14 protein-coding genes are annotated in these 11,393 nt (G+C 41.4%); 11 read left to right on the top strand and 3 right to left on the bottom strand.

The window, feature by feature from the left end:
* Nucleotides 1-248: 248 nt before the first annotated feature.
* Complete coding sequence (locus LC608_RS08485; RefSeq protein ID WP_229553111.1) at nucleotides 249-887, top strand: tRNA-(ms[2]io[6]A)-hydroxylase; 639 nt, start codon at nucleotides 249-251, stop codon at nucleotides 885-887.
* 18 nt (nucleotides 888-905) lie between these two features.
* Entirely contained in the window at nucleotides 906-1,310 is a 405-nt protein-coding gene (locus tag LC608_RS08480; RefSeq protein ID WP_229553110.1) for a VOC family protein, read from the top strand.
* Between the two features lie 265 nt (nucleotides 1,311-1,575).
* On the opposite strand, the gene LC608_RS08475 is transcribed toward LC608_RS08480, so the two are convergent.
* Nucleotides 1,576-2,280 carry a PEP-CTERM sorting domain-containing protein gene (locus LC608_RS08475; RefSeq protein ID WP_229553109.1) on the bottom strand — a complete coding sequence of 235 codons (705 nt, stop codon included), beginning with the start codon at nucleotides 2,278-2,280 and terminating at the stop codon, nucleotides 1,576-1,578.
* Nucleotides 2,281-2,851: 571 nt separating this feature from the next.
* Between LC608_RS08475 and LC608_RS08470 the strand changes: the two genes are divergently transcribed.
* The 4 genes from LC608_RS08470 (at nucleotide 2,852) to LC608_RS08455 (ending at nucleotide 6,333) form a co-directional block, all read left to right on the top strand.
* Complete coding sequence (locus LC608_RS08470) at nucleotides 2,852-4,156, top strand: alkaline phosphatase PhoX (protein ID WP_229553108.1); 1,305 nt, start codon at nucleotides 2,852-2,854, stop codon at nucleotides 4,154-4,156.
* Nucleotides 4,157-4,596: 440 nt separating this feature from the next.
* Entirely contained in the window at nucleotides 4,597-5,085 is a 489-nt protein-coding gene (locus tag LC608_RS08465; protein WP_229553107.1) for a GNAT family N-acetyltransferase, read from the top strand.
* A gap of 26 nt (nucleotides 5,086-5,111) precedes the next feature.
* Nucleotides 5,112-5,789, top strand: coding sequence for a ComF family protein (locus LC608_RS08460; RefSeq protein WP_229553106.1), 678 nt, complete (start codon nucleotides 5,112-5,114; stop codon nucleotides 5,787-5,789).
* An 88-nt stretch (nucleotides 5,790-5,877) separates the two neighbouring features.
* On the top strand, nucleotides 5,878-6,333 hold the full coding sequence (locus LC608_RS08455; protein WP_229553105.1) for a PPC domain-containing protein: 456 nt from the start codon (nucleotides 5,878-5,880) through the stop codon (nucleotides 6,331-6,333).
* Between the two features lie 63 nt (nucleotides 6,334-6,396).
* Here LC608_RS08455 and cobS read toward each other — a convergent pair whose 3' ends face one another.
* Nucleotides 6,397-7,170 carry an adenosylcobinamide-GDP ribazoletransferase gene (cobS, locus tag LC608_RS08450; RefSeq protein ID WP_229553104.1) on the bottom strand — a complete coding sequence of 258 codons (774 nt, stop codon included), beginning with the start codon at nucleotides 7,168-7,170 and terminating at the stop codon, nucleotides 6,397-6,399.
* A 377-nt stretch (nucleotides 7,171-7,547) separates the two neighbouring features.
* Between cobS and LC608_RS08445 the strand changes: the two genes are divergently transcribed.
* From LC608_RS08445 to psbM, 5 genes are all read left to right on the top strand, one after another.
* On the top strand, nucleotides 7,548-8,000 hold the full coding sequence (locus LC608_RS08445; RefSeq protein ID WP_229553103.1) for a hypothetical protein: 453 nt from the start codon (nucleotides 7,548-7,550) through the stop codon (nucleotides 7,998-8,000).
* Nucleotides 8,001-8,233: 233 nt separating this feature from the next.
* Entirely contained in the window at nucleotides 8,234-9,382 is a 1,149-nt protein-coding gene (tgt, locus tag LC608_RS08440; RefSeq protein ID WP_229553102.1) for a tRNA guanosine(34) transglycosylase Tgt, read from the top strand.
* An 85-nt stretch (nucleotides 9,383-9,467) separates the two neighbouring features.
* Nucleotides 9,468-9,605, top strand: coding sequence for a photosystem II reaction center protein K (locus tag LC608_RS08435; protein ID WP_006195022.1), 138 nt, complete (start codon nucleotides 9,468-9,470; stop codon nucleotides 9,603-9,605).
* Nucleotides 9,606-9,790: 185 nt separating this feature from the next.
* Complete coding sequence (locus LC608_RS08430) at nucleotides 9,791-10,087, top strand: 2Fe-2S iron-sulfur cluster-binding protein (protein WP_190732583.1); 297 nt, start codon at nucleotides 9,791-9,793, stop codon at nucleotides 10,085-10,087.
* 160 nt (nucleotides 10,088-10,247) lie between these two features.
* A complete protein-coding gene (gene psbM, locus LC608_RS08425; RefSeq protein ID WP_100901506.1) occupies nucleotides 10,248-10,364 on the top strand; it encodes a photosystem II reaction center protein PsbM in 117 nt (38 codons plus the stop codon).
* A 77-nt stretch (nucleotides 10,365-10,441) separates the two neighbouring features.
* Here psbM and LC608_RS08420 read toward each other — a convergent pair whose 3' ends face one another.
* Nucleotides 10,442-11,293, bottom strand: a complete 852-nt coding sequence (locus LC608_RS08420) for a universal stress protein (RefSeq protein WP_229553101.1) — start codon at nucleotides 11,291-11,293, stop codon at nucleotides 10,442-10,444.
* Between the last annotated feature and the right edge of the window lie 100 nt (nucleotides 11,294-11,393).

Raw genomic sequence — 11,393 nt, 5'->3', positions numbered from 1 at the left:
CAAAAGTTAAAAGTCAAAAGTCACGCATAATTGTATTCCGAGCTTCTTGCGCCATTTGAAATGGTGAACCAGCGCTGCGGGAGGGAAACCCTCCCGTAGGCGACTGGTGAACCCGTTCGCGTAGCGTCTCCGATAGGAGAAGGGTATGTTTATTTCCGCGCCCACTGTACTAGTACCCCAATTCAGTAATTCTGGAAGAACCTCTCCCCCAACCTTGTAGGGTTGGGGACTGGAGACTAGTTTAAACTATGGAAAAATCCAAAATCCAAAATCCAAAATTGATTGACTCTGTGCTTACTCAGTTACCAACTATCAACGCCCTGAAACAACCCACTAGCTCTGCTTGGGTTGAACAAGCGATCGCTAATTTAGATATCATCTTACTCGACCACTCGCACTGTGAACGCAAAGCAGCAGGCGTAGCCTTGAACATGATGTTTCGCTACCCTTCTAATACTAAAATGGTTCGGGAACTAACTGCGATCGCCCGTGAAGAACTAGAACACTTTGAGCTAGTTAACCAATGGTTAGAACGCCGGAATATTCCCCTGGCTCCCCTACCACCACCACCCTACGGCGCAGGTTTGAAAGCTCAAGTCCGCCCCAAAGAACCTGAGCGATTCCTAGATTCTTTACTAGTCACTGGTTTAATAGAAGCTCGCTCTCACGAACGCCTGGGACTATTAGCTGCTCACTGTCCAGAGCCAGAATTAGCAAAATTTTATCGTGGGCTAATGGCATCCGAAGCGCGTCACTACGGTATATATTGGGTATTAGCTGCTACTTACTTCGACAAAGAAATTGTCATGCAACGGCTTGATGAATTGGCAATTGTCGAAAGTGAGTTACTGGCGACTTTGCACCCAGAACCTAGAATTCACAGTTAGTAGACTAACCCAACAGATATGAAGCTTCAGCTAACACACCTGAGACTGCTTGTCTCCAACTACAAAGATTCTTTTCTGTTCTACCGGGATCTGCTGAAATTTGATGTCGATTGGGGCGATGAAGATAGCGGATATGCTGAGTTTAATGCCGGATATCTCAAGCTCGGTTTGTTCAAGAAAGAATTAATGGCTGAAGTAGTTCCAAGAATCGAACAGCCTTCTTATGTTGCCAATCGAGATAAAATTGTCTTGATTTTCGCAGTCGATAATGTGGATGAGGTCTATGAGCAAGTAAAAGATCAGAATGCGATCGTTGTGACTCCACCACAAGATCGCCCAGACTGGGGAATCCGCACAGCTCATTTCCGCGATCCTGATGGCAATCTCATCGAAATCTACAACAATTTAGGAATTGTCATTTAAAAGTTCACTGTTAGCTTGATTTGTATAGGACTCATATTTGATTTTTGAAAAAATTCAGTCTAACTCAAAGAGGCTTATTGCCTATTGCCTATTTCCTTCCTACGCAAATAATTTCAGAAATCAAATCGGATCGCTATATTACTTATTGCACTATAAATAGGGGACATATTTGCAATACGTCCCCCTACAATTTTATGCATTTCTAGCCTTCCAAATTCCTTGGTTATTAAAGCTAGAATAATGTTTAATTACAGTTCTAATCAGGCTAGCTTCCACATTCAGATTCGCTGTCTATGTAAGATGCTGGCTTTTTCTTCAGCACTCTATTCATAAAACCAATAACCAACAGACCAAAAATTGCACCAGGTTCAGGAATAGTAGTTGCTGTCAACTTACCCCCAAGATCCAACCTACAGTTTGGATATGTATCGCATACTTCTGGTGAAAGGTCATCCTTCAAGAATATCTTAGCCGTTGGCAATCCTTGATCAGGATTCAGGTAAGTATAAAAATCTAACCCTGCCACATCTGTTGCAAAGTCAATTCCCAAATCAAAACCATTAGGTGTGTCAAAATTATCGGCTTGTAGAACAGTCTTTGTGACTGGATCAAAGTTGAAATTAAAACTACTATCCGATTGCGAAAAATCGTAGTTAAAATTCTGCAACAACGTTCCTTGTGGATTGAAGAAAGAAATAGCAAAATCAGTCAGTTGATCCCTGGTAACAATGCTTCCCAGGAAATTATCGTCATAGCTGAACTGCCCTTTAGCCGAATAACCTTTATCACCTAGCCAATCAAGCTCAAAAGAAGCAGCATTAGCGCTGGGAACTTGAATTAAAGTAGCCATAGAACTGAAAGCGGCAACAGCTACAGTAGCTTTGATTTTGTTACAAATGCTTTTCATTTTCTTAATAGCAGCAATAGATTTTGATGTTGTTGTAGTTGTCAATAGAGTTTTTATCAGCATTGTAATACCATTTCTTTGTGATAATGCGCCAAACCTGCTTTATAAAAAAGCTTACACTATAGATAAAATGAGGCTTTTACGTTGGCACATTTTCATATTGAATTGGTTGAATAAATACTGATATTCCTTCAAAACGTGAGAGCTAGAAAGTGAATTTCTTTGCCTAATTAGGCACAAAAAAAGGAAATATAGCCTATATTCATATACTTAGTTCCTCCTTTTGATAGATGCCTTAAACTTTAAGCATGTACGATAAGAATTGCTCTTGTTTGACCTGATTTAAAGTCTAAAACATAAAACACCTTTGGGCAGATTGTATCATTCGATTTGCTCGAATCCTTACAGTTTATGGTTATTTTTTTAGGAACATTATATTTTCTTAATTAAAGACTTTTTTAACTTCTCTTAACCATACATTGTTTCACTACCACCATATAATCATTTATTTTTTTTTTACATTAATAAATAGGGAGCGGTAGAAATAATAATCTTAAATTAAATCAAGCATTACTTAAACTTAATCAAAATAGAGTATTTTTTCATAAGCATTTGACGTAACCAAACCATCTTCATGACATTCTCAAGACGCAAATTCTTTGCAATAGCAGGTACGACCGCTGCTGGCACCTTGCTAGCATCTCCTTTGGAAGGTCTTCTTGCCAGACAAGCCAATGGTCAACCTGTATTTGGTCGAGGTTACGGGCCGCTTGTACCAGATCCCAATGGCTTGTTAGATTTACCAGCCGGATTTCAGTATCGAACTTTGTCTCTAACAGGCGAACTCATGAACGATGGCACTTTAGTGCCGGGTGGTCATGATGGTATGGCAGCTTTCCCCGGCCCCAGAAACACAGTAATTTTAGTTCGCAACCACGAACTTAGCCCTGATTCAGATACACAAGTCCAAGGGCCACATCCCTACGATCCATTTTGTAAAGGTGGTACAACAAACTTAGTTGTTGGGCCTAATCGTCAGTTAATCAAACACTTTACTTCCCTAAGTGGAACCTATCGTAACTGTGCAGGTGGACTAACTCCTTGGGGTTCATGGATTACCTGTGAAGAAAACACCTCCACTCCGACTTCATCTCCGGTAGGCGATCCAGATTATGTCTCGAAGTTCCACGGTTATAATTTTGAGGTTCCAGCTAGCGCCACTTCTCCCGTACAGCCTGAGCCTCTAATAGCTATGGGACGCTTTAACCATGAAGCTGTTGCTGTAGACCCCAAAACTGGAATTGTCTATGAAACTGAAGATACGGGGGATAGTCTCTTCTACCGTTTTATCCCGAAAGTACGTGGCAAGTTAAAGGAAGGAGGCACTCTCCAAGCTTTAAAATTCAAAGATATCTTTCAAGCACAAACCTTTGCGGATTTCCCTAAGCGCAAGCCCATGAAAGTAGAATGGGTGACGATTACTGAGCCAAATCCCCCTGAAGATACTGTACGAGTAGAAGGTTTCGCAAAAGGAGCGGCCCAGTTTGCTCGTGGGGAAGGTATCTGGTACGGTAACGGTGAGTTTTACTTTTGCTGCACAAGTGGTGGTGCTTTAGGGCTTGGGCAAGTATGGCGTTATATTCCGGCTAAAGAGACAATTGAACTGTTTGTAGAGTCTACGTCTGTTGCCGAACTGGAAAATCCAGATAACATAGTTGTTTCACCTTACGGCGATCTCATTCTTTGTGAAGATGGAGATGATCAGCAGTTCTTAGTAGGTGTTACTCCCAAAGGAGAACTTTATCAATTCGCGCGTAATGCTCTGAATACAAGCGAGTTCGCTGGTGCTTGCTTCTCACCTGATGGTAAAACTTTGTTTGTCAACATCCAAACTCCTGGTATTACTTTCGCAATTTGGGGCCCTTGGCGCAGGTCATAGAGACTGAATCAAAAACTTTTATTCTTTTATCCCTGTTGTAATGACTTAGAATGCTTTTTAATAATGCTAATCGGCGTAGAGAGTAAGGCAAGCATCGCTTGCCTTACTCTCTTTTTACTTGTTAGATAATTATTATCTTTATCAAGATTTATTTAAGTAGATTAACGTATTGACAAAAATTACAACATTTTAAACTCTCACAAATGATGGGGAAGTAGAAGCGCAAAAACTCGATTCCTGACAAGAATAGACCTGACTCTGCGTTGATGATGTAGATGTAGAGCCAATTTATTTGTTATAGATGACTTTTTTCAGCACTGGTAGATTTTACGCCTTGAGAGTACTGCTTGAAATCGACTCTGCAAGAATTGCTATTTGCTGAGTAAATTGGGATATAGAACCAGAAAAATTTTCTGAGTAAACTTGACCAGCAAATGGTAATGAAAAACTATTATCAAGATTTTTTAATTCGTGATTGGGTGCAAAGCGATCGCACCAGAGCCGCCGAAGTCATCAGTTATGTATTATCAGAATACGGTCTGGGTTGGGAACCAAAGGGCGCTGACCGAGATGTGCTGCGAGTAGAGGAATATTATTTAGCTACTGGGGGAGAGTTTTGGGTAATTGAACACCAAAGCCAGCTAGTGGGTACTGGAGCATACTACCCCATACACCGAGGCAAAAAAGCTGTAGAAATCCGCAAAATGTATCTTTTGCCCAGCATTAGGGGTTTAGGATTAGGGAAATATTTGTTACAACAGCTAGAAGCAGCGATCGCAGAGCGTGGTTTTGAGCAAATTTGGATTGAAACCGCCAGCGTTTTGGTGGAAGCAGTCAAGCTGTATGAAAGCAACGGCTACACTCCAGCAACTGGAGTAGAAACAACAAGGTGCGATCGCGTGTATTTTAAGTCATTGGTCAAAGACTAATGACTAATGACAAAGGACTATTCTAAATGCACACTTGGATTAAAAATCTTACAGGCTTACTCAATCTTTTTCTCCAATCCCATTGTCCTCTGTGCCAACGTGCAACCTCGCAAGAATTCTGTCATAACTGCACCAGACAACTGCAAAAATGTCAACGTAAAGACCCGATTTCTCTGTGGCAAGAGCCAATACCAGTATTTGGCTGGGGAGAGTATGGTGGCCCGGTGAAACGAGCGATCGCAGCGATGAAATACGAAAATCAACCCCAAATAGCTCGTCCTTTGGGTCACTGGTTAGGAGAAGCATGGTTGTTAAATTCACCAAGCCGAGATAGCCAGCCTGTGGTAGTTCCCATCCCAATGCACCCTAGCAAGCAAAAGTTACGTAAATACAATCAAGCTGCACTGATAGCCCAAAGCTTCTGCGAAATAACTGGATTAAAATTGAAACTAAATGGTTTAGCAAGAGTGCGAGAAACTGAAGCGCAATTTGGTTTATCAGTATCTAAACGAGAAAAAAACTTGGTTAACGCTTTTGCTGTTGGCCAAGAATTTCGCCATCGTCCCCCAAATGTCCCAGTGCTGTTAGTGGACGATATTTATACTACTGGTGCTACTGCTAGGTCTGCTGTGGAAACACTTCGTCAGTATGGAATTGTGGTCTTAGGATTAGTAGCAGTAGCCACTGCCGTCAAAGATGGATAAATTAAGAATTAATGGGCAGGCTTTAGCAGATTAAGTACATAAATTGACCGCATTACCCTATTTCTGTAGAAAAAATTGCTTGAAATGTATGAATAAAGTTTTTGCGGCAGGTTTAAAACAACTCATCATTATTCCTGCTACATTGCTGGCAATAGGTATAAGTACAAGTGCAGCTTTTGGTCAAAATAAGTTGTATAGTCCAATTCCTTTATCTAACAGTACTGAATTTTCCGATAACCTCTCAAACAAAGACATTCCCACAGGTCAAGGTGGGTTTGCCCGCGATTACACAGTGAAGTTACAGAAGGGCGATAATTTAGCAGTTGACCTGTCATCCGAAAACTTTGACAGCATCATCACCCTGCTAGCACCTGATGGATCGACTTTGGCAGAAAATGATGATGGCCCTGATGGTAGTAGCAATTCCCTATTATTTACTCGCATTGTAGAGACAGGGAATTATGTGATTCGTGTCCGGTCTTTTGGGGAAACTGGGATTGGGGCTTTTAAACTCAAGGTGACAAAGCTGCAACCGATTAAATGAATTAGTCATTAATCATTAGTCATTAGTCATTGGGCATTAATTATTCTCCCTTGCCCCCTGATCTTAAAAAACGGTCAGTACACACAGAAACAAGGCTTCAGTCCACTCAACGACTGCGCCGTAGGTGTCTCCTGTGTGTCCGCCTAATTTGTGGTTGAACCACGCGCCAGTTAAAGTAGCGATCGCACTTCCAGCAATTATCATTGTCAGTGCGAGAAATAGCTGCTGTTTATCTATCAACCAAAGTAAACCGCTCAAACCAAGCTGTAACAACAATCCTGGTAACAAATCTTTGTAAGAACGAATGGCTTGTTTGTGAAGCGCACCTTTACCAGTTGGTTTTAGGTAAGGATATCGCGCGATCGCTACCTGTTGTCCCCAACGTCCCCAGCCACAAGCAGCCATCAGCAACAACCAACGGTTTTCTGGCATATCCGTCAAAGCTGCTATTTTCAGTATCACCAAGGCGATCGCTGCCATTGCTCCAAACGCACCTGTAGCACTATCTGTCATCACTTCCAGCCGCCGATTTGGATCGCCCACTGCCAAACCATCGGCAGTATCCATTGCCCCATCTAAGTGCAGTCCTCCAGTTATAGCAATCCAAACGCTGACTACTAAAGCACTACGAGTTAACACTGGCATACCCAGATAATCCATCCCCGTATCCAGTAACCCTAAAATTCCCCCAATCATTAACCCTACAACCGAAGCAAGACGTGCCACTCCCCGAAAGTCTAATCCCTCCAAATACGGTACTGGAATACTTGTATAAAATATAATACTAGCTGCCAGCTTTAACAGCAGCTTTTTCCACCACTGTTGCTGTTTCGTCATCTTAGTAACATTAATATATGGTTAATTGCTGGATAATAGACCTGGGTTCAGTAGAACCAACATGAGCATACTTTAAAAATTTAGATAAGATTTACTTCTATTAGAGATTCTTCTTGAAAATTTTGTTATGCTGTTCTAAGTGGTAAATAAATAATTAAAGTACTTTTTATACAAATTAACGAATGATTCAGGAAATTAAAATTCCATCAAGGAGCAAAATTTGTGTTTTGTATTCGTTAACTAAAAACTTACTCAAAATTATTTAGACGATTGCTCCACAAAATTGATATTTTTTTAAATGTAGGAAGTAAACAAGCTATTCAATTATGACAGTTTAGCTGTGTTGTCGCTCTCCTTAGCTCAATCGCTATTTTCCTATGAGTCACCATCTACCCGACATCAGGATACCAGCTCCGTGCATTATTAACACGGGCATCATTGTGAATAAGCTCGACATCCGACGATTACTGACAGACTTAGGTCGAGTCCACTACATCTACACCCAAGAAGATAAGGTACTGAGCGAGGGTGAAGGGGATGTGATGGAAGTTTTCGCCAATCCGCAAAGGTCTACCTTAGTGGCTAACCACGCGCTATATCTGAATGTTTGTAGTTTTGATTACTTGGAACTCAAACAGTCGTCGCAACAAGAAACCTATTTTGATTTGATGCAAGAAGGAGTGTGTCTGCGGTTGATTCCCCGCTCAACCCCCCTACAAGAGCGACGAGAGCGAACCTTCAATGTCAGCGCCATAGAAGCGATGATGGAGCAAGTCCTCTCAGCCAGGTGGGATGCAGAAATTGACGATGACTGTTCTGATTCTTTTTAAATAACAATTAGTACAGGATATACTCGTAAAATTGGTAACTAGGTTAAAAGTGAACGCTTAAGTGTTCACGAAAACTCAATTGCCAGTTTTTATTTTTGTCCATAATTTAGCCAAATAATATTAATCTTGCCCTAATACCATTTGGTTTTATGGCTGCTAGTTATGGATTTCTGAAACTCTTTACCAATTAGCGTTTCACAATCCAAAATCTAAAATCTAAAATCCAAAATGGTATGAGTGCGAATTTTTCCTTTGAATGTCTTGCTTGCTGTAGTCAGACAAAAGCTAGAGCAGGAGTGTTTTTCACTCCTCACGGTGTCGTAGAAACCCCCAGATTTATGCCAGTGGGAACGCTGGCGAATGTCAAAACTATCACCCCAGCCCAGCTACGAGATACTGGGGCGCAAATGATCTTATCGAATACTTATCATCTTCACCTACAACCAGGGGAAGCGATCGTGGCTGGGGGTGGCGGGTTACACAAATTTATGGGTTGGAATGGCCCAATGCTCACAGATTCGGGTGGGTTTCAGGTGTTCAGCTTAAGCGAGATGCGGAAAATTACTGAAGAAGGCGTTACTTTCCGCTCACCCCATGATGGACGAATTATTAACTTGACACCAGAGCTATCCATTGAGATTCAAAATACTTTGGGGGCCGATGTGATTATGGCCTTTGATGAGTGTCCGCCTTACCCAGCGACTCGCCAAGCGGTTGAAACTGCAACTGAGCGCACTTATCGCTGGTTAGAGCGCTGCATAACGGCTCATCAACGCAGTGAACAGGCGTTGTTTGGGATTGTGCAAGGGGGCGTATATTTGGATTTGCGTTGTCGTGCGGCGGAAGCTTTGGCTAAGTTGGATTTGCCCGGATATGCCATTGGTGGCGTGAGTGTGGGAGAACCGCCAGAAATGATGGCTGAGATTGTGAAAGTGACAGCACCGCTTCTACCGGCTGAAAAGCCGCGTTATTTGATGGGTGTCGGTACTTATCGGGAAATGGCGATCGCCATCGCATCTGGTATAGATTTATTTGATTGCGTCATTCCCACCCGTTGGGCGAGACATGGTACAGCGATCGTGCAGGGCGGACGCTGGAATTTAAAAAATGCTAAGTTTCGTGAAGATTTTACGCCATTAGATGAAACTTGCCCTTGCTACACTTGCCAAAATTTTAGCCGTGCTTACATATCTCATTTAGTGCGATCGCAAGAAATTTTAGCTTATACCTTGTTAAGCATTCACAACATTACCGAACTAATTCGCTTTACGCAGCATATTAGAGAAGCAATATTGAGCGATAGCTTTGTCACAGAATTTGGTCACTGGCTAAACTCATCTGAATCAGCACCAGATGAAGAGGAAATTGCAAATGACAAATAACTATTGACCAATGACCAAGACCCAAAGCATGTTAAGATATTTGTCAAATATGAACGCTGTGTTGGATAGTTGGATTTAAACAAACATGGAAGCAGCACTTTTATTAGCAAAACTGCCTGAAGCATACCAAATCTTTGATCCTTTGGTGGACGTTCTCCCAGTCATCCCCGTATTCTTCTTGTTGCTTGCTTTCGTTTGGCAAGCAGCCGTGGGATTTAGGTAAGTTAATCTATTTTTCAATTTATAGGACAGGTATAGTACCTGTTCTATTTTTTTGTGGTGCTATATTTGATAAAGTTAATATTTATTAATATTTTGTAATGATTTAATATAATAAATAAGATGTGAATCAAGCCATGTCAATATGAAGCCTTGAAAGCCAAGCTTAGAGTCAAGGAGGAATCAGTTATGGGTAATATCAAATTCGTTAAAGAGAATAAAGAAGTAGTGGCGGCAGATGGTGCCAATCTCCGGCTCAAAGCGATGCAAAATGACATTGATATATATAAATTCATTGGTAAAATGACCAATTGCGCTGGTAATGGTCAATGTGGTACTTGCGTTGTCGAGATAGTCGAAGGACTAGAAAATCTTTCCCCCCGCACAGATGTAGAAAATCGCAAATTCAAAAAAAAGCCGGAAAATTACCGCCTTGCCTGTCAAACTTTAGTGAATGGCTCAGTCAGTGTAGTCACCAAGCCTTAAGTTCTCAAATCTGCCACTGCTTCAATTTGTATCCACTCAGTAGTCAAAATACTTACCAAAATTAAGTTTCCTGATTTTGAATTTTGAATTGGTATAACTGTGTCGTCGATGATGCTATCCTAATGTTGTTGACTGGAAATTTAAGAGAGGTTTTCTTGCCATGCAAGTTAATGACCTGGGGTTCGTAGCGAGCATTTTGTTCGTACTAGTCCCCACTGTGTTTTTACTAATTCTGTACATCCAAACTGCTAGCCGCGAAGGTGGAAAAGATAATTAAGAGTTTGTGTATCAAATAAAGAACCCCTGCACCAGTAGTGTAGGGGTTTTTATTTATCAACCACTAATATTTTGACTTTAAGCGATCGTCCGCGCCAGCAATACCGGACAAGTGGCATTGACTCGAACATAGTCAGACAAGGAAGATCCGATGAGTCGGTCTATATCAACAAAACTCTTAGCGATGGATGGACGACGATCTGGAGAACCGAGCAATAATAAGTCTATATTCAACTCCTCTGCCAACCGACAAATTTCTTCACCAGGTTTGCCACTGCTGATATAAGAACGAGATCGGATGCCCTGTTTTTGGGCTTCTGCAACTGCGGCTGCTAAAACTGGATTTTTGTTTGAACTAACTTCAGCTATTTCCGATTTTTTGCCGCCTAAATCTGTGGTAATATTTGCCAAAATTAACTCGCCGCCCTGAATATCTCGCAATAAAAACAGTGCCAATTTCAAAGAGTTTTTTGCGGAATCAGAGTTGTCTATGGCCACCATAATGCGCTTAATTCTTTTGACATAAATATCGTCTTTTACCAGCAACATGGGGCGAGAAGATAGCTGGAAAACATATTGACTGACTGAGTTCGATAAAATGGATTGCAGCCGCTTAAGTCCGCGTGAACCCATAATAATCAAGTCAGCGTCGATTTCATCAGCTACTTGGCAAACAACATCTTTCGGGTCACCTTCGCGCAAAATTGAAGAAACCTGGCTAGGATCTAAGTTCAAAGTTTGAATGGCATTAGCTAAAATTTTACCGCCATTTTCCCATTTAGCTGTCATGGTAGCAGCAGTATTTTGTGCCTGAACAACATGCAAAATTGTCACTTTTGCAGATTGAATTGAAGGAATTTCTCTTAGGGTTTTGAGCATTTCTTCTGCATGTCCCAATCCCGATACAGCCAGCAAAATTTTTTCTATCATTTTACGTGATTGTTGTTAAGTTTACTTTAGTTGTCGCTGTTATTACTTGGCTAAGGTCAGATTTTTACCGCCTTGCTCAACAACCTAGTCAGTAACTTGG

It is taken from the genome of Nostoc sp. XA010 (genome assembly GCF_020829625.1).
In the GTDB taxonomy this organism is placed as follows: Bacteria; Cyanobacteriota; Cyanobacteriia; order Cyanobacteriales; family Nostocaceae; genus Nostoc.
This window is presented reverse-complemented; position numbering and strand designations above follow the sequence as displayed.